General features: G+C 42.5%; 21 protein-coding genes and 1 tRNA gene. 7 read left to right on the top strand and 15 right to left on the bottom strand.

Annotation, left to right across the window (positions count from 1 at the left end):
* Window positions 1-10: 10 nt before the first annotated feature.
* The 5 genes from DJ568_RS09825 to DJ568_RS09805 all read right to left on the bottom strand — a co-directional run bounded on the left by DJ568_RS09825 (window position 11) and on the right by DJ568_RS09805 (window position 7855).
* Complete coding sequence (locus tag DJ568_RS09825; protein WP_114005099.1) at window positions 11-1126, bottom strand: Gfo/Idh/MocA family protein; 1116 nt, start codon at window positions 1124-1126, stop codon at window positions 11-13.
* A gap of 79 nt (window positions 1127-1205) precedes the next feature.
* Complete coding sequence (locus DJ568_RS09820) at window positions 1206-2765, bottom strand: MFS transporter (RefSeq protein ID WP_114005098.1); 1560 nt, start codon at window positions 2763-2765, stop codon at window positions 1206-1208.
* Between the two features lie 53 nt (window positions 2766-2818).
* Window positions 2819-4012 (bottom strand): FG-GAP repeat domain-containing protein, encoded by a 1194-nt coding sequence (locus tag DJ568_RS09815; RefSeq protein WP_114005097.1) that lies wholly within the window; start codon window positions 4010-4012, stop codon window positions 2819-2821.
* Window positions 4013-4036: 24 nt separating this feature from the next.
* Window positions 4037-7195, bottom strand: a complete 3159-nt coding sequence (locus tag DJ568_RS09810) for a PVC-type heme-binding CxxCH protein (protein ID WP_114005096.1) — start codon at window positions 7193-7195, stop codon at window positions 4037-4039.
* Between the two features lie 231 nt (window positions 7196-7426).
* Entirely contained in the window at window positions 7427-7855 is a 429-nt protein-coding gene (locus tag DJ568_RS09805; RefSeq protein WP_114005095.1) for an SRPBCC family protein, read from the bottom strand.
* A gap of 137 nt (window positions 7856-7992) precedes the next feature.
* Between DJ568_RS09805 and DJ568_RS09800 the strand changes: the two genes are divergently transcribed.
* Window positions 7993-9099, top strand: coding sequence for a DUF4185 domain-containing protein (locus tag DJ568_RS09800; protein ID WP_114005094.1), 1107 nt, complete (start codon window positions 7993-7995; stop codon window positions 9097-9099).
* 3 nt (window positions 9100-9102) lie between these two features.
* On the opposite strand, the gene DJ568_RS09795 is transcribed toward DJ568_RS09800, so the two are convergent.
* From DJ568_RS09795 to DJ568_RS09790, 3 genes are all read right to left on the bottom strand, one after another.
* Window positions 9103-9645, bottom strand: coding sequence for a hypothetical protein (locus DJ568_RS09795; protein WP_114005381.1), 543 nt, complete (start codon window positions 9643-9645; stop codon window positions 9103-9105).
* Window positions 9646-9690: 45 nt separating this feature from the next.
* Window positions 9691-9780, bottom strand: a complete 90-nt coding sequence (locus DJ568_RS17625; RefSeq protein ID WP_394339544.1) for a hypothetical protein — start codon at window positions 9778-9780, stop codon at window positions 9691-9693.
* 89 nt (window positions 9781-9869) lie between these two features.
* Window positions 9870-10313, bottom strand: coding sequence for a CatA-like O-acetyltransferase (locus DJ568_RS09790; protein WP_199560946.1), 444 nt, complete (start codon window positions 10311-10313; stop codon window positions 9870-9872).
* 123 nt (window positions 10314-10436) lie between these two features.
* Between DJ568_RS09790 and DJ568_RS09785 the strand changes: the two genes are divergently transcribed.
* Window positions 10437-11945, top strand: coding sequence for a family 43 glycosylhydrolase (locus DJ568_RS09785; protein ID WP_158534913.1), 1509 nt, complete (start codon window positions 10437-10439; stop codon window positions 11943-11945).
* Here DJ568_RS09785 and cysM read toward each other — a convergent pair whose 3' ends face one another.
* A complete protein-coding gene (gene cysM, locus DJ568_RS09780; protein WP_114005092.1) occupies window positions 11946-12818 on the bottom strand; it encodes a cysteine synthase CysM in 873 nt (290 codons plus the stop codon).
* Window positions 12819-12822: 4 nt separating this feature from the next.
* Window positions 12823-13659 (bottom strand): serine O-acetyltransferase, encoded by an 837-nt coding sequence (locus tag DJ568_RS09775; RefSeq protein ID WP_394339543.1) that lies wholly within the window; start codon window positions 13657-13659, stop codon window positions 12823-12825.
* Between the two features lie 240 nt (window positions 13660-13899).
* Here DJ568_RS09775 and DJ568_RS09770 point away from each other — a divergent pair, with 240 nt between their 5' ends.
* Complete coding sequence (locus DJ568_RS09770) at window positions 13900-14763, top strand: AraC family transcriptional regulator (protein WP_114005091.1); 864 nt, start codon at window positions 13900-13902, stop codon at window positions 14761-14763.
* A 501-nt stretch (window positions 14764-15264) separates the two neighbouring features.
* Here DJ568_RS09770 and DJ568_RS09760 read toward each other — a convergent pair.
* A complete protein-coding gene (locus DJ568_RS09760) occupies window positions 15265-15456 on the bottom strand; it encodes a hypothetical protein (protein ID WP_114005089.1) in 192 nt (63 codons plus the stop codon).
* A 226-nt stretch (window positions 15457-15682) separates the two neighbouring features.
* A tRNA-Glu gene (locus DJ568_RS09755) sits at window positions 15683-15754 on the bottom strand.
* A gap of 172 nt (window positions 15755-15926) precedes the next feature.
* Between DJ568_RS09755 and DJ568_RS09750 the strand changes: the two genes are divergently transcribed.
* The gene (locus tag DJ568_RS09750; protein WP_147238741.1) at window positions 15927-18827 is read left to right on the top strand and encodes a beta-L-arabinofuranosidase domain-containing protein; all 2901 of its coding nucleotides are present in this window, start codon (window positions 15927-15929) and stop codon (window positions 18825-18827) included.
* Window positions 18828-18852: 25 nt separating this feature from the next.
* Here the strand turns inward: DJ568_RS09750 and DJ568_RS09745 are convergent, their stop codons facing one another.
* A complete protein-coding gene (locus DJ568_RS09745) occupies window positions 18853-19830 on the bottom strand; it encodes a GlxA family transcriptional regulator (RefSeq protein ID WP_114005087.1) in 978 nt (325 codons plus the stop codon).
* 129 nt (window positions 19831-19959) lie between these two features.
* On the opposite strand from DJ568_RS09745, the gene DJ568_RS09740 reads away from it, so the two are divergent.
* The 3 genes from DJ568_RS09740 (at window position 19960) to DJ568_RS09730 (ending at window position 21296) form a co-directional block, all read left to right on the top strand.
* Complete coding sequence (locus tag DJ568_RS09740; RefSeq protein ID WP_114005086.1) at window positions 19960-20358, top strand: DoxX family protein; 399 nt, start codon at window positions 19960-19962, stop codon at window positions 20356-20358.
* An 83-nt stretch (window positions 20359-20441) separates the two neighbouring features.
* On the top strand, window positions 20442-20894 hold the full coding sequence (locus DJ568_RS09735) for an SRPBCC family protein (protein ID WP_114005085.1): 453 nt from the start codon (window positions 20442-20444) through the stop codon (window positions 20892-20894).
* Window positions 20895-20900: 6 nt separating this feature from the next.
* Window positions 20901-21296, top strand: a complete 396-nt coding sequence (locus DJ568_RS09730) for a VOC family protein (protein WP_114005084.1) — start codon at window positions 20901-20903, stop codon at window positions 21294-21296.
* A gap of 360 nt (window positions 21297-21656) precedes the next feature.
* On the opposite strand, the gene DJ568_RS09725 is transcribed toward DJ568_RS09730, so the two are convergent.
* Both DJ568_RS09725 and DJ568_RS09720 read right to left on the bottom strand, forming a co-directional pair.
* Window positions 21657-22169 (bottom strand): hypothetical protein, encoded by a 513-nt coding sequence (locus DJ568_RS09725; protein ID WP_114005083.1) that lies wholly within the window; start codon window positions 22167-22169, stop codon window positions 21657-21659.
* A gap of 154 nt (window positions 22170-22323) precedes the next feature.
* Window positions 22324-24078, bottom strand: a complete 1755-nt coding sequence (locus DJ568_RS09720) for a BPSS1187 family protein (RefSeq protein ID WP_158534912.1) — start codon at window positions 24076-24078, stop codon at window positions 22324-22326.
* Window positions 24079-24232 lie beyond the last annotated feature (154 nt).

Here is a 24232-nt window from a genome sequence, read left to right as displayed (position 1 = left end):
CTATGATACGTTATTTGCTAAATGTAAAGTCGGGCAGATACTTCTTTTCGCCGCCTTCCATTGCAGAATCATGCGCCAGAATACCAACGCATGTAATATTTGCCGACTGTGCAGCATTAGGGTACGGCTGGCGTTCATTAACTAGGGCGCTCACAAATTCGTTAACCAGGTGGGGGTGCGACCCTCCATGACCAGAGCCCTGTATAAATGACAAGTGGGTTTCACCTTCGTCGCCGTACACGCCCTGGGTAGTGAAGCTTTGTATCTCTTCAGGCAGCAAGTGCGCGTAGTCAGGTATCTTAACCCGCTCGGGCGTTTCCCCGGTGTGTATTACACTTTCCTCGTGTTCTATCAGCGTCCATTCAAAAGACTTTTTAGAACCATATACATCAAAGCTTTCGCGGTATTGCCGAGCCGTGTTGAAAAGTGAGCGGGTAACTTCAGCCGAAAGGTCTGAATCTTTTAGTTTAATATGACAGCTTTCTATCGCAAACGGTGAACCATATTTAGGTATCAGGTTTTCGTCAATGCGCCCTGATCCGAAACATGATACATATTCAGCCTCGGCTTTGGGCAACGCAAGTACCGGGCTTACACAATGGGTAGCATAATACATAGGCGGCAGTCCCTCCCAATAACCTGGCCAACCTGCCATTTCCTGCTGATGCGAGCCGCGTAAAAACTGGATTTTGCCAAGCTCGCCCTTCTCATACAATTCCTTTATAAACAGGAACTCGCGGCTATATACTACGGTTTCCATCATCATATAGGTTTTACCGGATTCGTTTACGGCTTCTACTATTTGCCGGCACTCGTCAACCGTAGTGGCCATAGGCACGGTGCAAGCAACATGCTTACCGGCTCGCAACGCAGCAATCGATTGCACAGCATGGCTTTGAATAGGCGTATTAATGTGTACCGCGTCAACATTCGGGTCCTTCAGCAATTCGTCATAATCCGTATATCTTTTTTCTATTCCAAAAGCATCACCTATTTCATTCAGCTTTTCCTGGTTACGCTGACAAATGGCATACATATTGGCATTTGGATGTTTTTGATAGATGGGGATAAACTCCGCCCCAAAACCTAATCCAACAATAGCAATGTTGATTTTTTTTTGGCTCATGATAATTTATAGTTCTTGTTATAATATCTAAAGTCCTTCCGGTGTACGCGCACACCGGAAGGACGATTTAATGCGTTTATTATGCAGGCGTAGGGCCGCGTGTAGGCACTTCGTTTTCAGGTCCGTCGTCTAACGACACAGCTTTATATCCCCCTTTTGATTTAAAATACATTATCAGCAGCAAATAGCAAACGAGCATGCCTATAGGGAATAACGCCACTGTTTTAAGGGCTCCTTTTTTCGCTTCCGCCTGTACTGTATTTACCTGGGCTTTATCATTTTCGGGCGCACCCGCAAGTTTTTCAGCGTTGATAGCCTGGTAATCACCGAACATACTTGATTTAGATTCGGTAACGTAAGTGCTGTGCAACGCGCTGTTGTTTTTTTGGTCATAAGCGCGCAGGTTGTTATCTATTGATTTATCCTGCACAAAACCAAGTATTACCGTTCCGATAACACCGGCACCAATCATACCCACACCACCAGTAATGTTTAAGGTTAAGGCGCCGCCTTTTGGTAAACGTTCAGCAACAACACCCAGCATCGTTGGCCAAAAGAAGCTTTTCCCTAAGCCGAATATAGTAGCGGCAACCAAAATCATAATACCATCTGCTGTAGACAGGAAGTACAAACCAACAGCTGCAATACTTGAACAAACCGCAAGCAACCCTAAAGGCGATATCCTGTGAACAATGCTGCCCGCGCTAAAACGAAGTATAACCATTATCGCAGATGTATAAATAAGTATCCATCCGCCTTGCAAACCGATTTTTTCCATAGCGGGGGCCATCAGGTCAGATACCCAGCTATCTGTACCCAGTTCTGTAACCGCTAGTGGTAGCATAATAAGCAACATAATAATAAACAGCGGCTGGCCAAAGCTACGTACATATGCGCCGAACAGGGCTACTATAACTAAGGTAACCACAACGTTAACGGTAGTTGTCCATCCAAAAACAGAGCCTATTTGAAATATGATCAAACCCACTATAATCAGTGCGCCGCCTATACCAACTTCTTTAAGCATTTCAAGGTAAGATACACCTGCCCTTACACGTTCATTAACAGGAAACTTGCGGCCAAGCATTAAAATTCCATACAGTACCGCCGGCAGCAATACCAGTAGTATTTTTATTTTCCAGTTGGTTTCGGGTCCCATTAAAAGGGCCATTACACCGCCCAATATTAAACCGGTAGGCCAGCCGGCATGCAAAAAGTTAAGCCATTTGGTTTTTTCCCGCGGAAACATACTGGCCACTGCCGGGTTGGTAACCGCTTCAACGGTACCATTACCCAACGCCATAATAAATGTTCCTATGTACAACATGGTATAACCATCAGCAAACCAGGTAACCACCGCCGACAAAACGTGGCAGATAAACGCGAATATCATGGAGTTTTTGTACCCCACTTTATCAATTATTAAACTAAACAACACAATGCTAATGGCAAACGGCCATAAGCCCACGCCGGCAATTTCACCGGTTTGTGTGTTTGTAAGGTTAAAGTCCGCGCTCCATTGAGGCAGTGTCATGGCTCGTAAAATAAAGCCAAAAGAGGTAGTAACAATAGCTACAAAGCAAGCCCAGAACAGCAATTTATTAGGCTCTTCTTTCGCATTGGTTTTAACAGCGCTCATAATTTCATTAGGGTTAATTGGTAATAAGTGATGAATAACTTTTTAAAGTTGCATTATTTTTTCTTTTTCTTGCCCATTTGGTTCTCAAAATAGTAAACGCCCTTTTTATTGGCAATTATTATATCCACTTTTTTATCCTTATTAATATCCTTTGCGATTGTATTGAGGCCCGCCCCTGAGTTATCGTCTACCTTGTGAGGGATAAAGTATGGCGCTTTAGGCGTATACTCAAACCAATACAGCACGGCCGGATCATGAGCGCCCGGATCATAATTAGTATCGTTATGGGCAAAAAAACGCTTGCCCACCACCAAATCTTTATAGCCATCCTTATTGATATCTTCAAACGTCATGGAGTGCGATTGCGAAAAAGCATTGCTTATAAGGTTGCGTTTAAAGCTGATGTTACCTTGCGCATCTTTAATCTGTTGGTGCCACCAAATCCCTATTTTATGGGCTGACGAACTTATGATGTCTGCAAGGCCGTCGCCATTAACGTCAAAGGCATGCATGTGCGCGCAATCTTCGCCAATGTCGGTGGCATGGTAAACCCAAGCTGTATTTTGTTTTGGGTTAGCCGGGCCTTCCCACCAGCCACGGCGGGTAAATACATCGCGGCGGCCGTCACCATTTATATCTCCGTAACCAATGCCATGGGTGAAAATAAACGAATTGTCCGGGTCTTCATTACTTATTACGTAAGATTTCCAGGTAGTATCACCCTTCTTAACCGGCGCCTGTATCCAAATTACTTTTTTTGCTTTTGAATCGGCACAAAGTATATCAAGCCTTCCATCATTGTCAACATCTACAAATGCAGGCGACTCGTTGCCTATACTTACCTCCGGCAAAAAAACATGCTTTGTCCATAAAGCGGGTTTGTTTTTAGGGTTTTCATACCATATGCCGGGTTTACCCGGAAAATCTATGACTACTAAATCCTCCCAGCCGTCAAAATTTACGTCCAGGCTAAGGTTTAAAAAGGATGTGGCATACTCCTTTCCCGGATCATAAACTTTTGATTCGTAAATGGTATGCTTGGTCCAATTTGGTGCCTCAAACCATTCAGGCCCCGCTATGATATCAATTTTACCGTCTTTGTTAACGTCGGCTACTGTTACGCCTTCAGTTTTAAACTCAGTGGTAAGGGTATGCTTTTTAAAACCGCTGGTAAACGGTGTTTGTGCATTGCACACGCCGCTTGTTAAAGCAAGCGCACATGCCAGGCATAAATCTCTTGTTATCATATCAACTACTTTATGTTATCGAATTTAGCTTTTAGGGTTCAGCAAATAATTTATAACGGCATCAAACTCACGCTGCGACAGTTTATCCCTGAAGTTATCTGGCATAAGTGTATATTTTGCAGCGGTACGTTCTGCTATATCCTTTTTGGCTACGGTAAATTCCTGGCCGGCAATATCGGCAAAAACTATTACCGCGCCTTCTTCGCGCCTGAATAAGCCCGAAAGCACCTTACCGTCTTTTAATTTAATCGTATAATTACGAAATGCCTCTGAAATATTCCGGTTAGGGTCTAATATTTTTTCTGCCAGGTTATTCGGTCCCCATTTGCTTACGCCATCAAGATTTGGCCCTATATTACCGCCTTCTCCATTTATCTTATGGCAGGTTGCGCAGTTTTGCGTGAACACTATTTTACTCGAATCAAGCGAAGGAAGGTTCTTTTTTAGATTGTTTTGGGCAAATGCCAAAACACGTTCGGCTATAATTTTATTGCGTTCGGCGTTCACCGGTTCTACATTAGCGATAATCTCCTGGTAAACTTTTTTCTGTTTAGGAGTTATGCCCATCAGTATGCGCTCTTCAACTTTAGGCTGCACCAGTATACGTGAAATGTACTCGCCTTTGCGCACTTTGTTAAAGATGATATCCTTGCCCTCTGGTGACGTAGCCAGGGATATGATGATGCTGGACTGCAGATCGGGTGGGGCGTTATTTACATCAGCCAATGCTTTATTCACCGAAGCCAGTACCGCTTTATCAGACGTACCTGTCAGGTCGTTTAACGCGCCGGCAACCCTTGATTTTAATTCCATGCCCACTGAAGGATCCCGTAATAGTTCTGATGCCAGAGCAGCGCCGCGCTGAGGTGATATTTTAAGCAACGCTTTTAACGCGTTAGCCTGTGTATTAACTACCGTTTTTGACGTGGGCGCCAAATAACGTTTAAGTTGGGGTTCCAGTTCAATCAATTGAAAATCGCCGGCAACACCAATAGCAAAGTTCTGCCGGTCAACCCCGTCAAAAGTCCACGGATTTTCAGCGGGATATTTGTCAAGCAACGCCTTAGCCAATTCACGGCCCCATTGCTTTACGGCATCTGTTTCGCGGGCATCCCGTTGCGCTAAACCGCGCCTAACCCCTTGTAAAGTAAGGTAGCCGAGTTCTATATCTTCTGCCGATTTTTGACGGGCCTTATTAATTATTTTGTCCAGTTGCGATTGATCAGCAAAACGTGCGAGTTGCTGATAGGTAGCTGGTACTTTATCTGCAGAAACGTTATGATTTTCCATGTATTTTGCCAGGAATGCCCCTGACGGCTCTGATTCAACGCCGGCCAGCACATCAGCGATATTGCCGGCATCGGTATCATTCCATTGTTTGGCAACTACCTCGCGCATAACATGTGCATTCCGCAAAATATTACGGGTAACCAAACGGGCAGTATAAATCATGTGCGAATCGTCGGCCGGCGCTGCAGCGCGCAACGCTAATATGTGTTGGAGCGATTTTGTATCAGGATAGTTTACAAATACCTCGGCAGCAGCCCTTTGTACGTGAGGATTAGCGTCCTTAATCGCTTTAACCAACAACGCGTAAATATTTTTTTCATCCGGTTTACGATCAAGCAACACCCGCATGGCATGCACCCGTATCAGCGGATCTTTTGCCGAAGCCGCATTTTTGATTTCCTCAGTGTTCAGGGCATTTAAGCGCTGCAGTATCCATAACGCGTGGATATATTTTGTAGGGCTGGTATTTTTCTTTTTAATGATATTTTTCAGCGCTGCAACAGCAGGTTGTCCTATCCGGTCAGCTATCTGATCAGCTGCCAGCATACGTATTTGCATGTTCTGCATATCAAGCGCGGCAAGTAACGCGTCAAGCGTGGCAACACTTAAGTCAGTTTTTTTATTGGCCATACCCTTATAGGTAATACGCCAGATACGGCCACGAACACGGTCGCGACGCGGGTCGTCAAGCGGCACCTCGTAGTGACCAATAATACTGTTATAAAAGTCGGCTATGTAAATTGCACCATCCGGCCCCATTTTAACATCAACCGGGCGAAACCATGGATCCTGGCTCTTTACAAAATCCGCTTCTTTTTTTCCTATCGGTGTTGACCCTTTATTGGTTGACGAGTTACGGTATACGCGGCTGGCTACTGCGTCACCTATATAAAAGTTTTTTTGATAAGTCGCAGGAAACAATACGTCAGCATAATACCCTATGCCTGCAAGCGCTGTTGCCTCATTTTGCATTGGTTTCATATCCGGCGCAAAGCCCATCCCAACATCTTTACCCCATTGGTAGTAATCGCCGCCGCGTATAAGCTGGTACAATGGCGATGTGTGGCAGTCAGTAGAGTACATGTAACCCATTTCGTCATACACTAAACCGAAGGGATTGATACGTCCATGCGTATGATGCTCAATCCGGCTACCGTCAGGTTTGAACCTAAAGGTATTGCCCGAATTCATGGTAATTGTATGGCCGTCGGCACCCGAAACAGTTGAATGATTAGTGAAACCATGGCATGAATATATCCATCCGTCAAATCCGCGCAGGAGGTTATTAACCATTCCGTGAGTATCGGTATAACCAAACGGGCCAAACATCTTTTTGCCTGCGTCGGCTTTTCCGTCGCCGTTGCTATCGGTAAAATGATAAATATTGGGGATGCTAAAAGATACTGCGCCGTCAACAACCGGGAGTATGCCTATCGGTATGTTTAGGGTATCGTTAAAATGGGTGAACTTGTCAGCCCGGCCGTCTCCGTCTGTGTCCTCAAGTATGGTAACCCGGTCTTTAGGTTTGTTAGGTGCTTTAGCGGCAAACGGATATTCAAATGACTGCGATACCCACATGCGTCCTTTCGCGTCAAAACTAATGTTGATTGGTTTACCGATTTCAGGTTCTGATGCAAAAAGCTGTATTTCAAATCCGGGCGGCAGTTTGAAACCAAGCCGTTCCTCTTCGGGCGTACGGGCGGTTGTTCGCCGGATGTTTTCATTAAAAAGCACTCCGCTATACTTACTGTCATCCTCGGCACTATCTGCCGGTAACGCCGCGTTGGTATCTCCTGTCTTTTGCTCTTCCTTTTTTCTAACCTTACATCCTATGGCTATAATAAAAGACGAAATAACAATTAAGGATAAAATTAATAATCTGTTACGTTTCATTAATGGTTGGTAATGTTGGTTATTTTTAATGTTTTATAAAAGCGATCGAAATAACGGCTCCGAAATAATCAAAATCGTCAATTGCAATCGATTGCATAATTACTATATTTTATTTGTATTTACAAGCATACAAATGGTTTATCACACAAATAAAAAGCGCGGTTACATTAATGTAACCGCGCTTTTACAATAGGCGCTTATGGTAAACCATAAGCGTCCTGTTAACATTTTTTAATTCTTTTCAACAAAACCTGGCAGTAACGTGCCAATAACTTCGGTCCACCCGGCAGAAAAATTTGCTTTTGCAAATGATGGGTGGTCTTGCGGAAAAGTTTCTAAACCCGCATGCGTAAGCTTTAACTTGGTTTTATCTCCCTCTGGCGATAAGTCAAATGTAACTACAGAATAGCCATCAAATCCCGCATATGCCCATGAATAAGCCAGTCTTTTTAAATAGTTAACTTCGGTGACCTTACATAAATGCACAAAAACCTTATCCCCATCATTACCCTCAAAACTGAATTCAAAGCCCAATTTTGGTTCAAAGGCGGGGATGTTAAAATACCATTGCTTCATTTGATCTTTATCAGTAATGGCCTGCCATACTTTTTCAACCGGGGCGTTATATACCCGCTCTATTACAAAAGGTTCGTTATTCATATCAAGTACTTTTTAAGTTTATATGTAACCAATTGGTTTCAAATATATATGTAACCTTTTGGTTTCACAAATGTTTATTTAATTATTTATGAAAATGTTACACCGCTATCCTATGATATTTTTATTCTTTTGCAGCGATGAAAATTTTTTTAGCCATTGCATTTATTATTACGGCCAATACCTGTTTTTCACAAAACAAGATGTCATCCTTGCCTCGTAAAGCGGTCAATGACAGTATTGCTACAGCGTTTTTTAAACGTGATACAGGTTGGAACGCAGGTGACGGAGCATTCTCGATACCATTAGCTAACGGTAAAGTGCTTTGGACGTTTGGGGATAGTTACGTTAATATGTATAACCCCGCTACCAAATCGGTACCGTGCCTGTTTAATACCCATAGTGCTGCATTGTTGCAACCGGGGATAAACCAGTGGGAATGGACACAGTCTGCAACCTTAAACCAGGATAATAAAAGCGTGTTTGAAAACCCGGCCGGGCATCAATATTGGTTTTGGCCGGCAGGCGGCATACAGCTAACGGACACTGTTTACATTTTTTGCTTTAATCTCACCGCCGGAAACGGAGGCGAAATGAATTTTAAGAGCAACTCGGTTGATTATTGGGCCAAAATAAAGTATCCGGAGATGAAGGTGATCAGTTACTCCCCTTTGCAAAACTTTAACGGCATAAGCTTTGGCCAGGGGTTTGTAAAAGATGATAAGTCGGGCTTTGTGTATGCCTATGGAAGCAAGGGGCATGATCCCGGTAAGTTATATGTAGCGCGCTTTCCTATACTAAAACCAACTGCTAAGTGGGATTTTTGGGACGGCACTACCTGGCAACCCGACATAAAAAAAATTTCACCGAGTGCCCAGGGTAAAGGCTTCAGCAATATTGTAAGTAAGGTGAAAAATAAATACGTGATGACTACCGCTGAGTTCAGCATGGGTTGTGATTTAGGTAAACGTATATACACCGCAGTAAGTGAAACGCCTACTGGTCCGTTTGTGAATAGCAAGTTAATATATACTATACCCGACAAGCTTGAAGGCCATTCGCCATTTTTCTATGCCGCCATACTTCACCCGGAGTTTATCAATGAGAATAATGAGGTGCTGTTAACCTATTGCATAAATGGTTACGGCAACTGCGTGAAAACATGTGTGGATAACAAGTACGACCCAAACCTTTACCGGCCCAAAGCGGTAAGGGTGCCGTTAAAACTGATTGATGATTCGCTGTAACGTCTATGATATCGCACTTAATACTGTATAAAACGCATCGTATATTTTTTTTAAAACGGCAATATCGGTTATACCCTCATCTATATTAAGTTCAAGCGTAGCACTTTCGCCGGCATCGGTAGTATGGTGGTGGATGCCCAGGTCAAAGTCCTCCAATTCCACTAATGTTGTTCTTGTTTCCGTATCAGAAAATATGTGGTGTAACTTTTTCTCATCATTAGTTTTGACTATTAAGTGCCTGTCAAGTTCCTCGTAACCAATCTTCACGTCCTGCATCCCAAAAAACTTTCCTATTTCATCAATGAATCCCTCGTCATGTACGGCAAACTTAAAATCTGATGATACGCTAACCGGTGCTTTAAATAGTGTAAGCGCGAACCCACCTTCGAAACCGCCGCCCAGATCGATGTCAATGCTGAGGTCAACAACGTGTGTGCCCTGGTTTATCTGTACTTCATAGTTAAAAACGTCCGGTTTTAAATCAGCGGCTATTTTATTCCACACATCACCTTCGGTGTTACCTGAAACAACTTTTTGCGTCTCCATAATATAAGCTTTATATGATAACAGGTTTAACACGAATATGTTTATTTACGGTGTTTTAAACAAATTCTCAAGCGCCCCAATAAATTCGCCGAGGTGGTACCCATCAACCAGGCCATGATGTACATGAACAGACATCGGCATCCATAATTTCCCTAAATGTTCATTCACTTTCCCTGTCGATATTTTTGGAACACTATCGGGAAAACTAAAGCTTCGGGCGTGACTCAGCGAAGTAATTTTATCCAGGGTAATGTCGAAAAATGGATAATATCCTGCCTGGCGGAAGGATTGGCGAGACCCTTGACACCTTTAACCCGAGCTATTTCTTGATTTGCCGACTCAACAAACGCTGCAAAAGCGGGGTCGTAATCAATATATCCGTATCCAAACGTTTTATCATCCCTGGCTATGGTAGGGCCAACACTAATAATATCGTAAATAGCTATCCTGCCATCAATAATGCGGTACTTTAATGGCTCGCACTGATTAACTGCTATTAGTAGTTTATGCAGGTATAACAGGTAAAAAGAATGATTATTAGCCTTAGCGTATTGGTATATGGCTGTGCAATCCAGGTCAACTACTACACCATAAAACGGCTCGTCAAAACTGCTGAAAAACTCAAAATGCTCTTTGCGTTCCCAATTATCTATATCAATGTATTTCATTTTAGCTGCTTTTTAACGTTTAGCTGTTAAGAGATGCTAAACCTAGATATTTTTTTATCACATTTGAAATGGCCAATACGCAAGTAAACCCTATTAAATAACACGCTTAACACCTACATGAGTATGAAACTGCCCTCTCTACTTGTTGCTATGCTAATATATGGGTTGAGTTCTGCCGGTCAAGCCCCTCAATATATAAACCCCTTGCAATTGGACGCCATAGCATTTAATAATAGGGAGCCCGGCCGGGGACATCGCTCTGTAGCCGACCCCCAGGTTATTTTTCACAAAGGGAAATACTACATGGCAGCAACAGGTGGGGGTGATGCAAAAGGCTTGTTTTGGGTTTCTGACGATATGGTTAACTGGAGTTACCATGAACCTGTAATCTCTGATGGAACTAATTTTATAGCACCGCATGTTATTGCTGTTGGCGATTACATTTACCTTACAGGGAACCATACCGGGCTATACCGCAGTAAAAACATTATGGGCCCGTATGAGAAATATGGTGATTTTATACGGCCAGGCGGCGAGGTATTAAAATGCTTTGACCCGGCACTGTTTATGGATACCGACGGAAAAGTATATGTATATTATTCGGGCGGGGCCGAACGCGGGATATACGGCGCCGAACTCGATAAAAACGATATCAGGAAACTTGTAAATGAGCCGGCGCATTTTTTTGCTTACAACCCGGCACATGCCTGGGAAAACCAGGGCTCTTTTAACGAATACACCCATGTAAGCTGGATTGAAGGGCCCTACATGACCAAACATAACGACACTTATTATCTGCAATACTCGGCACCCGGTACAGATATGAAGACTTACGCGGTAGGTGTATATCGTAGTAAATATCCGTTAGGCCCTTTTACCTATGATGAAACCAGCCCTGTACTAAAAAACAAAGGCGGCTTAATAAATGGCACCGGGCATCACTCCATTATTAACGGACCTGATGGGTCGCTGTGGTGTTTTTATACTATGCTGGTAAACAACTGGCATTTTTTTGAGCGCAGAATTGCAATGGACCATGTAACATTTGACAAGGAAGGGCACATGGTTATAATTGGACCTACCGAAACCCCACAAATGGCACCCGGATTTAATAAAGACCTGAAAAAGAATCAAACCGGTTCTATCCCGCTATCTGTTGACAAGTTAAAAACGAACGTGAGCAGCCATACGCCGGGGCGGGGGCCAGAATATGCCATTGATAATTATTTACGTACATGGTGGCAAGCGGACAGCACCGATGCCAAACCCTGGCTGGAAATAGACCTGAGAGCGCATATCGGTATTGACCCGGTACGTTTTGCAAAACAATCATTTAATGTTGATGGGTTTCGCATCATATTCGCCGAGGGAGGATACAGAGGTAAAAGAGGTATAACCAGCAGCTTGGGCTATCAGTATAAAATTGATGTTTCTGATGACGGCAAACAGTATAGAAACGTGGTAGATAAAAGTGCAAATAAAACAGACCGGGCTATTGAGTTTGACCGCATAGCCGCAACACAGGCTAAATTTGTAAAGCTTACCATATTAAACAAGCCTCCAAACACCGACGTGTCAATCCTGGAATTCACTGTGTTTGGTCAGGCATTAATCCCGCCGCCTAAACTTTAATTATCCGAACAAATCGCTGCTCAAATACCTGTCGCCACGGTCGCACGCTATAAATACAATTACCCCGGAAGAGATTTCGGCCGCAAGCTTTAACGCTGCGGAACAGGCGCCGCCGCTGCTCATGCCTGCAAACACCCCTTCTACCCTGGCTAGTTGCCGTGTCATTTTAACTGCCTCAGCTTCGTCAATGTCCATTATACGATCAACCCTGGAGGGATCAAAAATTTTCGGCAGGTACGCTTCTGGCCAGCGCCGGATGCCCGGAATTGATGATTCTTCTGTTGGCTGGCAGCCAATGATTTGAATGGCAGCATTTTTTTCTTTGAAATACTTAGAGCAACCCATTATGGTGCCCGTAGTACCCATGGCGCTCACAAAATGTGTTATTTCTCCTGCAGTGTCTTGCCATATTTCAGGCCCGGTAGTTTTATAGTGGGCCATATAATTATCTGCATTTGCAAATTGATTAAGCAGGTAGTAGCCCTCCGTGGCGCCCTTTTCTTCCGCATAATCACGGCAGGTTTCGATGTTTTCCAGTAAAGTCACCTTTGCCCCAAACGCTTCCATGGTCAACGTACGTTCGCGGGTGGAGCTTGAAGGCATAACAAGCTCTATTTCCAGGTCAAAAAGCCTGGCTATCATTGCAAGGGCTATACCTGTATTGCCGCTGGTGGCTTCAATAAGCTTAGTTCCTGTTTTTATTTCTCCGCGTTGTACTGCGCTACGAATCATGTTGAGCGAAGCCCGGTCCTTTACACTACCGCCGGGATTGTTCCCTTCCAGTTTCGCAAAGATCTTTACCTTAGGGTTGGGGTTTAGTTTCTGTATTTCAGCCAGCGGAGTATTGCCTATCAAATCAATAAGTGTTGCCATAATTTCAGACGGTTTTAACAGCCGGCGTATCGGGCCGGTGATATATTTTGGAATGAGGCGCAACGGTTCGGGTAAGCCAAACGTTCCCGCCAATAATACTGTGATGACCAATTACGGTTTCACCGCCGAGAATAGTCGCGCCGGAATAGATCACAACATGGTCTTCTACAGTGGGGTGTCTTTTACTGCCGGCCATGTCTTTGGCCACGCTCAACGCGCCGAGCGTAACACCCTGGTAAAGCTTAACATGCCGGCCAATATTTGCGCTTTCGCCGATAACAATGCCTGTGCCGTGATCTATATGAAAATACTCGCCAATACAGGCGGCCGGATGTATATCAATGCCCGTTTTAGAGTGCGCGTACTCGGTTAGTATCCTGGGCAATAGGGGGATTTCATCCAGCCAAAGCTGGTGCGCCACGCGGTATAACGCAATGGCATAAAATCCGGGATAAGTCCTGATCACCTCAAATTCACTTTGTGCCGCCGGGTCACCCTGAAAAATGGCCGATATATCAGTGTTCAAAACCCGGTAAAGCTCCGGAAGACCATCAAAAAATTTTTCGGCAAGCTGTGGCATATTACAGTTACGGCAGGCTTTGGTTGCACGCATTATAGCACACAACTTATCTTGCAGCAGCCGGAACTTGTTTTTCAGCTCCTCAACCGAATGATAAATGTGCCCTGCCCGTTCGGGATAAAGCAGGTGAATAACGGCCAGTGCCCAGTCAGCAATTTCATCATTAGAAGGTATAGCTTCCTGATTTTGCTGCTTGTTAAATAATTCGTTGTAAAAATCTTCACTCATATCCGCCGTAAAGTTAATCAGAAATCCTGGCATGCGGCAGGAGTAGTTTAGTCACCTTTGCGTATAATTCGATACAAGAAAACTGACGGTATTTATAGAAGGCTTTTCATGTATCGGAGCGGAAAATCTCCGGTAATTTAGTGGAAGATATGAAAATGTTAGCGAGGTAAACGATAAAAAACATTATCCATACATGGATCCGATTAAATTATCACGAAAAAGTCGAGCACGGGTAGTATATCACAAATAATTTTGGCATAAATAGGAAGTATTATGTTGAAAGAACTTAACCAGGTAATAGATTATATTGAAGAGCATTTAACTGATGAGTTATCCCCGGAAATGATCGCTGATTATACCGGAGTGTCAGATTACCATTTCCGGACGGTATTTTTTCATCTTTCCGGTTTAACCCTTACTGAATATATTAAAAACAGAAAACTGTCTGAAGCAAGCAAGGACTTGTTAACCGGTGAAAAAGTAACCGACACTGCTTTTAAATATGGTTACCAGTCTGTAGATGGCTTTACCCGGGCATTTAAAAAATGGGGCGGGGCTTTACCCTCGGAGGTGTTTAAATACCAAACAAGCAGATCATTCCCCAAATTATCATTCACCATTACTGTAAAAGGAGGAAAAAATATGGATTTTAGAATTGAGGAAAAACCGGCATTCCATTTTGCCGGTGTAAGCAAACGTGTGCCAATGCAATTTGAAGGCATTAACCATGAAATAGTAAAACTTGCACAGAGTATAACAGATGAACAGAGGAAGGAGATGCGGGCGCTTCAAAATTTAGCCCCCTATGAAATTGTTAACGTATCTTATAATGCCGATGCTCACTTCTTGAAAGAAGAGGGCTTTTTAACCCATTTGATTGGTGTACTAACTACAGAAACAAATGTGAGCAGCCAATTAGAGAAAGTACCGGTAGAAGCACATTCATGGGCTATATTTCCGAATGAAGGACCATTTCCTTCAACACTACAGCAAACTATGGCCAACATATATTCAGAGTGGCTTCCGTCCTCAAATATTGAACTTGTTGATGCCCCAACTTTTTCTTTTACAAAAATGGACACAAATAAAAAAGATTATGCGTTTAGTGAGATATGGATCGCGGTGCTGCAGAAATAAATAACAAATTGCAAGGTATGAGCGCGTCATACACTGTTGATTGTCCTAAAAATTCCTAAGTTCTATGCTATACTTTCTTATTTTATAGCTTAAAGGATTTATTATTTACCGTGCTGAGACGCCTAACTACATTCACTACCCTTGGATTGATCTGATAGATGTTTTGGCGCCTTACGACGTAGAACACAATTTTTCCCTTTGTTGAGCGATTTAAATTTCATATGGAACGCAGGTTTAAGAAAATCGGACTCAACTTTACACACTTGAGCAATTGCTATGGTTTAAGTTCTGAATATTTTCTTAAAGTGCGACTATACTCGTATTTGCATAATTTAAAGCCCAAAACCAATCCCAGGCTAAGCCAAAACAAATAACCTACTATTTCACTCGGTATAGACGAATGTAAAACTTTTTGGTTTATCACATCTAAAAACAGATTGATCATGAAAAATATTGTTATCCCCTTATCATAAAGACTGAATCGCTTCCAATAACTTTTCATTAATTTTTCTTTGAGGTAAATTTCATTATTTCCGAAATAGCAAATACCAACACAGCCACTCCACCAATATACAAAATCGGGGTAATTATATCTTCCAAATATTTTCTAAAAAACATTTTAGCAATCAAAATTATAGCACATGTGGTTATTGAATAGTTTGATACTTTTACCCAGAAATCATATTTTTTCATAACTATTAATTTGAATGGTAAGGAGTAGAAATGGGTTGAACAACTCCTGTGTTATCCCTCAAGTATAAAGATGGCTGTGTGACAACGATTAGGCAAGCCAACTCAGTATCCAGAAGTTGCACCAGCATAGTTATTGCCTTAGTGTGTCCTCTTACTTGAGTCTGATCTCTATCGCCCGCCTATTACACAAAAAACGCCGATCTCCGTATGAAATCAGCGTTTTAAGTAGCCCGTAGGGGAATCGAACCCCTGTTTCCAGAATGAAAATCTGGCGTCCTAACCCCTAGACGAACGGGCCATATTTCGATGCAAAAATAGTTTTATATTTCAATTTGGCAATTCAAAAAATTAAAAATAGGGCAGCAACGGAAATTACATAGCATGATAGTACTTTATCAAACATATTTTTATATGTTGTTGGCTAATTTTAAAACCGGTTATTTATCGCGATAATTTAAATCTCTTACTTTGTGAAGACTAGCCTATCTTTTTTTCTCCCTTTAATGCTGTTAAGTATAGTTAGCCGGGCGCAAATTAAGGGTGTGCCAGCTATTGCGCCTATGCCACAAAATGCTGTACGCTTGACGCACGGGCGCTTGCTCGACCAGCTGAATGAAGTAAAAGCATTTTACTTGGGCATTAATAACGCATCATTACTAAAAGGATTTTTGCAAAGAAATGGCATTAATAATGGTGCACCTGAAATGGGCGGATGGTACTCAAAAGACATCTTTAATCCCTTCGGGCAGTTTGTATCAGGGTTATACCGCTTGTACGCGGCTACAGGCGATGCGGCCTGCAAAACCAAAGCCGACTACCTGGTGAAACAGTGGTCAACAACCATTGACGGTCCGGGGTCTCCGCGCGGGGAAGGCTATTTTTATTATAAAAATAACAGCGGTTTCAGGCATTATGTATATGATAAAATGGTTGGTGCACTGGTAGATGCTTATGTATTTGGAGGAAATGCAGACGCACTGAACCACTTGAGTAAAATAACAGACTGGGCGACAAAAAACCTTGGCAGGGCGCGCCCTTATGCGAGCGGCGACGAATGGTATACCCTGTCGGAAAACCTGTACCGTGCCTATATAGCAACAAACAACACCAAATACAAAAACTTTGCGGAGGTATGGGAATATACCGAATACTGGAACTACTATAAAAATAATATAGATCCTTTTATCGGACATCCGGGGGTGTCATACCATGCTTACAGTCACCTTAACACCGTAGCGGGCGCGGGTGCGGCCTACCTTGTAAAAAACGACCCCGGCTACAAATCCACACTGGTAAACTGCTATAATTATTTTATGGATAAGCAGAACTATGTTACGGGTGGGTACGGACCTAACGAAATGCTGCAACCCAATGCCAAAGCACTGGCCGCAATGCTGCCTGATACCAAAAAGCATTTTGAAACGCAATGCGGCTCGTGGGCTGCATTTAAGTTAAGCGGGTATCTTGTTGCCATCACGGGCGACGGCAAATATGGCGATTGGATAGAGAAGCTAATATATAATGGCATAGGCGCCAGCATCCCCATGTCGGCTGATGGCAGGGTAATGTATTGCTCTGATTATAAAGCACATGATGGCGTAAAAGAGAATGTGCCAGGCCCGGATGAAGAGTGGCCCTGCTGCAGCGGCACACGGCCGCAGGCTATAGCCGAATATGTTAACATGATATACTTTAGGAAGGTAGATAATGCCGGGTTATACGTTAACCTTTACGTACCTTCTACGGTTAACTTTAACGGCATAAAATTGACACAGACTACCGCTTACCCCGAAAGTTCTGATATAAACTTTACCGTGACCGGCAATCCTAAAAAAGCTTTCACGATGTATTTCAGAAAACCGGCATGGCTAACCGGCGCGGCTACATTCAGCATAAATGGTAATAGTATAGCCACCCCTGCCATGTCCAACGGCTGGTATGAGGTAAGTCATGCATGGGCTAACGGCGATAGGGTAAAAATATCATACCCTATGACTTTTGCTTTAAACAAGGTAAACCCCTTAACCGAGTACCCGGTTGCACTAACTTACGGGCCGGTTGTAATGGCTGCAAAAGCTATTGACGGGACACATTATCCGGCAAGCATTTATCAATATCCGGCAGGTTCTGGTTTAACACCTGTGTCTGGCAAGCCACTGGCCTTTAAGTCAACACACCTTCCGGGGCAAATGGTGCAGCCCTTTTACCGGTACAATGCCGGCGAGCCATACATTATGTACCTGGATACTGCGCACGCCAATGCAATACCCATGCGAAATTTTAAAAACAACGGCGATCCCGCACGTTGGTGGGGATTTGCCGGTACCAGCAGCATCACTACTAACAAACCGGGTAACAGTATTAATTTTACTTTTTTTGGCGCAGGCCTTAAGCTAACCGGCGGTAAATACTGGGACGGCGGACAGTTCTCTGTTTACATTGATGGCGTTTCGTTTGGTATTATTGATGAATTTAAGTCGGGGGCAATTAACTATTATTGGGAAAAGAGCTTCACAGGCCTAACACAAGGCAAACACACCGTAGTACTTACAATGCTTGCAACAAAAACTACCACAGCAGCAACGCCATATTGCAATTTTGGCCGCTCCTATGCTTTAAACTTACGCGAATGGGAAAAAGGCGACATTACCGGCGGCACTTATGAAATAAGCTCATATATCACCGGCACTAAAAGCATAAGTAAATCCATTGGTATGGCCCAACTCGGGCCAGTTGCTAATAAAGATATGAAATGGATGGTCACCAGCGTTGGCAATGGCGAGTACAGCATTGTTAACCCCGCCAGCGGCCAAGCGCTTGACGCGGGCAGCGGTAGTACGGGCACACTGTTATCGCTAAAAAACCATGGCACCAGCGCATCGCAAAAGTGGAAAATCACGCGCGTAGGAGCGTACCCGGTTTACCAAATAACACCGGTTAAAAACCCCGGTACAGCCGCATCGATACGAGGTGGCTCCACTGCAAGCGGAGCACATATAGAATTAGGGCCGTTAGCCAGTCCTAACTCATATTTCTTGTTTTTCCGGTTGTCTGACGATACGGGAACTGCAGTAATAGCCAACGAACCTTCACAATCTATTTATGAACAAATAACTCCTGAGATAACTTTTTCGGCATATCCCAACCCATCCAACGGCCGGTTTATTCTTGAAGTAGATACCCGGAGCATTGAGAAATGTGATATACGTATATTTAGTATTGCCGGGCGAGAGGTTTACAGCGTACAGGGATCAGGGAAGCTTACCCAATTTATTGACTTAAGCACAGCAAAAAAAGGCAATGATCATTTTTTTATCGCGAAATTAACTACCGGAGGGAAGATATATCATTATAAGATATTAACGCCGTAGGGGCAGACAGTGGTTAATGTTTACGTCACACTTCGTTTGCAACCCTGGCAAACTTATTTCTGTACTCTATCGGTGTAAGGCCTGTTATTTTCCTAAAAATATCCCTGAATGCCTTGGTATCAGTATAGCCTACGCCATACATTACTTCAGATATGTTTTTTCTTGAGGCTTCAAAAAACTTTTTGGCGGCTTCTATTCTTACCCGCTGCATATATTCAATAGGGGTATTGTTTGTGGCATCCTTAAACCTTCGCTCAAACGTTCTGCGGCCAACAGTGGTAAGCTTTACCAGGTCTTCAACACTAATTTTGTCTTCGTAATTTTTTTCTATGTAATCCTGTATTTTTTGAATTTCTTCGTCGCCGTGGTTCTTCTGCCCCTTAAAAATGGCAAACTGCGACTGGCTGTCCCGGCCAATATCCAGCGCAAAGTACTTGGAGATCATCACTGCCGTTTCTCTGTCAGAAAATTTCTCAATAAGGTATAGTATTAAATTCCACAAACTGCTGGCACCGCCGCTGCTGTAAATGTTGCCATGCTCGGTAATAACAGCGCCGTCTTCAATGTCAATCAACGGATATTTCTCTTTAAACTCGTTTATGTGAGCCCAATGGGTAGAGCATTTTTTTCCATCCAGCAATCCCGTTTCTGCCAGTAAGAAAGCTCCTATGCATAAACTGGCAAGGCTCGCCCCGTTTTTATGCAGCTTTTTAAAGCATGGTATCGCCTCAGCGTTAGCCTGTATACCCGCATTCGTGTCGCCAAACGTAGGCGGTATAATAAGCAGATCGGTATGAGCAACGTCTTTAATTAACCGATCAGTTTTTATAGTGTATTCGCCGTTATTGGCCGGCACGTATTCGTTTAAACCGACATATTCTACCTTAAAAACGGGCTTTTTTCCGAATACGGTTAAAAACTCGTTGGCTGTGTTAAAGCTTCTGAATGCCGGTGTAATCGCTTCTATTACACCATATTGAGGAACGAAAACTGAAACTTGCATAAAACGGTTACTTAGTTAAAGGTACATACTTTGTCGGGATTCACCCCTAAAATTGTCGTTTTTACAACAGACCGTATCTTGTAAACCGTGGCATCTTTGTATTATCAAACACTGACTAAATTTTACAGCATGAAAACTAATAAAATAATCTTTTGGGCGGCCACTGTAATACTTATACTATGGGAAGGTGTAATGCCACTGGGTACCGTACTATTTGCGCCTGAATATGTAAATGCGGGAACAAAACCTTTAGGCTACCCTGATTACTTTGCCTACGCGCTGATATATTCCAAAGTGCTTGGTGTTATTGCCATATCATCTCCGGGCATCCAGGGCAGGTTAAAGGAATGGGCATATGCGGGGTTGGCATTTAACTTAATTTATGCATTTATTAGCCATGCGTGCGTCGATCAAAATATAGGTTACATGTTAATGCCGCTAGTGGTGTTAGGCATCTTGGTAATTTCGTACATCTACAACCACAAAATCCATCAAAACAGCCTAACAGTCAAATCAAACCAGCAGTAAAATGCACACCTAATGGATTAAGAAATAAGGCATTTATAAAATAAAAAGGAATAGTTAGATTAAAGACAATAACATTTACAGACATGAAAAACAACACAGTTTTATTACACCGCGTACTTACAGCAAGTCCTGAAAAGGTGTTCAGGGCTTTTTCAGACCCAACAGCACACTCATCCTGGATACCGCCCTATGGTTTTGTATGCCGGGTGCACGAAATGGATTTCAAGGTAGGTGGCAAATTCCGTATGAGTTTTATCAATTTCAGCACCGGCAATGGCCATTCATTCGGTGGCGAATATTTAGAGATAAAGCCTAATGAATATGTTAAATACTGCGACAGGTTTGATGACCCTAACCTTCCCGGAGAAATGATTACCACGGTGTGGCTAAACGCAGTTTCGTGCGGCACTGAACTCAAAATTGAACAAACCGGCATTCCTGACGCTATCCCCGCTGAAATGTGTTATTTAGGCTGGCAGGAATCACTGGATAAGCTAAAAAGGCTTGTTGAACCTGTAATTCCCGATGCACAGTAACATAGCATGTCGGCGGGCAATACTTCAAATAGCGGCATCTTCATCACATTTTCGGGAAACTGTAAAAGTGCGCTGACATTTTACCAAAAATGCTTTGGAGGCATCCTTCGATTTGAAACATTTGAAAAAGACTTGCATGGTTATACAGAGAAACCTGTTATCAGCGGCTCTTTATTATCTGATCACATAGTTATATATGGCTCGGACCTGGTTCATGACGAAGGGCGAAAAATTGGCAATTATCTTTCTGTTTTTTTCAGGTGCGACAATGAAACCGACAGGGCAACACTTGTAAAAAAAATTTGCCACGGCAGCAACTGCCGGCCAGCCCCCATTGATGATAATCAAAAATTAATAGAGGTGACTGATGCTTTTGACGTGACTTGGGTGTTGGGTGTGTAGAATGTTAAACACAATAAAAAAGCAGTAACCAAATAGTTACTGCTTTTTTTTATTGCAGCCCGTAGGGGAACTAGTTTGAGGCTTATGTGCAGCGGTTTCCGCTTTATTCATCATTAAAATTGTTTGTTCAGCACCATTCAATGTTATTTGAATTTTACCTATAGCCTGCCCTAAAGTTCAATTCCCGACGAGATTATATTGGTGGCCTTTTTTATATGATTTGAACGTCATTCTGACTCAGAACTAATCAAAAATGATCAATGGAGGTTATTGGAATTTTACCTATCTACCCTTAATCTATTCATTTGCAAACTGAAACAATGCGACCCACGAGTAATAATCTTGCGGGAGTGGGGTCATCTAATTGTTTCCAATACATGAGATCTTGAAATCCTCACCCGTCGAAAAAATTGCGATCTTGTGATTTTGCGATAATAAAATAATTGAATATTGTTTGGCATTTATAAAATCGAAAATATTTTTATCTGACACCCTACTATCAACTTCTTTATTCAGCATTTTCCTCAATCGCTCAATACTAATAGTTACACCTACTTTCTTCTTTTCAAACCCCGATATATTATCACGATAACCACTCCCTATGTTCAATTTCGAAATTCCTGAATATAAGTCTTTGCTTATAATATAAAAATCATAGCCTCGCCCGTCGCTATAATCTGCCCCATTAAATACAATCTCTTGATTTGACGTGTTGTTAATAGTCATGCCAATACCCATACTATCCTCTCCGTTCTCATCTAAAATACATGAAGTAATTACTTCATTGATGCATATTGAAACTTGTTTTTCATTTTTGCATCCTAAAAATATACTCAATAAAAATATTCCCCAATATTTACATGTACTTTTCATCGTTTGTCTATTATGTAATTTTAAACTTTTTAGTTGTCCCTCCCTTGCTTCAGTTTGCAACTGAGGCCTTAATGCAATGATAAGTTTCCATGTCGTTGGAATTTTACCTATTTCAGCACCTATGCCGAAATAATATTTTTATAGTTCTAAACTATCATTTAAGGTTCTTCCTCATTACGCTATTCCAATTCGGATTATTTGAAATTTCAGCATAATAGTCCTTAAATGCTCTCCCGGCAGAAAGATCGCCCTTTAATTGATATGTTAACCATGCGGTTACGTAGCCGGAAACAGTATAGGTATCAACAATAGCCTCATGCCCTTGTCCCTTGCGCATCCCCATTACAGCCTGCACATTAGCTGGCACTTTTTCAAAAGCAGCTTTGTTAACAGATAACGGTGAAAGGAAGTCACTCGTTCCAGATACAAAGAACGCTGGCACACTAATTCTGTCTGCATCGTAAGGCAAAAAGCTTACCGGCGAAGCTGATACAGGCACAATGGTCTTCAGGATTTTGCTTTCTGCAAAATTAGTCTGCGCATTAATGACCGCCGCGCCTCCTTGTGAGTGTCCGACAGCACCAATACTGTTGATATTAACTTTACCATAAAAAAGACTCTGCTTGTTGCTATTCTCGCTTATCATGTAAAGAGCAGAAGCTAAAATACTTTGTCCTTTATAAGTATTTTGATCGTAATTGTCAATTACTATGAAACCCCAACTTGCAAGGTGCTTAAGTATACGCGTATACTTTTGCGGTAGCTGTCCGGTACCATTTCCAAAGGTCACGAGTGGGTAAGTTGTGTTCAGCTTACAAGGATAGTATATTTTATATATGTTTTTACCAGCACTGTCAGTTATCGTTTTTTCACAAATCTCTTCGCTTCCTGCACGGGTAAAGTATTCTTCTACATAAGTTTTAGATGGTTCAACTATTTTATCATTGAAGAACATGTATTCCCATACCGGCCTGTACAACGGCTGTCCGGATTTGGTCAACGGCGTCGTGGCGTCCTGTACGGTCGAATTATGAACGTCTTTGACACTTGCAGATGTACTAAGCTGATGGGAGTTGTCATTTACCAAATAGTCGTCTACATTATTTGGCATCCCCGGGATATTTATTGTTGCCCAAGTGTTTTTTTCTATGTCCCAAGCCCTGAATGTGTCTTTTGTGTGATGGAAACCATAGTAAGCGGAAAGCGGAGTTTTTCCTTGAAAACTGGCACCTGCAGGATAACTCCCGTCAGAAAGTTGAAAGTTTCCCGGGCCACCAAAAAAGCCAACTCTATATAATTTTTTTGTCTTTGCCATGTAGGTAGCATGGTCACTTCCTTGCGAGTGTCCGCTTACTATAAACTTTTCCCAATTTGGGGTAGTAGGTGTTGACAAGAACCTTCGCCAATTTTCAGTAGGATATTTAGTGTCCAGATAGCGTACCATCTTAACAATTCTATTCTCAAAACTATTCGATTTCGTAATGGTAACTTTAGTACTTGCGTCTTGTCCTGTCAGAAACTCTTCTAAAATATCAGGGATTGTATTTTGAGATGGTGAGTTGCCTTGATATGATTCCAGGGTGTTACGATTGTCATAAGCGATGGCTAACGCGTAGTACCCATTATAGGCAGCTACTTTACATATCTTATCATATTGGTCCGGCGTTGTAGCTGTACCGGGTATCATAATAAATAATTTGTCCTTTCGAGCTGCTGCGGATTGAGGTAAATAAGCGGTTTGCAATGGATCGTTAACAACGCTTTTTGTAGTAATTGCCGCGTCTGTTTGTTTTGGCGTTGCCGAATGATAAAGAATTGATATGTCCGGAGACGTGTCAAGTTGTAGCTTTTCGGTATTTAAGGCACTTTCTTGATTTCGCAGGATTTCCTTCTTACAGGATGATAACATTCCGATCAGGAACATTACAACGATTGAACACTTCGTAAATTTCGTTAACAGTTTCATATTAATGGCTTATCTGTTGATGGGTAAGAGCACCTTGTGAACAAATTTAACGTGTGTATATTCATAAAAAAAAGATTCTATACCAATCACGAATTAT

The organism is Mucilaginibacter hurinus (assembly GCF_003324525.1).
GTDB lineage: Bacteria > Bacteroidota > Bacteroidia > Sphingobacteriales > Sphingobacteriaceae > Mucilaginibacter > Mucilaginibacter hurinus.
Note: the sequence above shows the minus strand (reverse complement) of the source record. Positions and strands in the feature narration are given on the sequence as shown.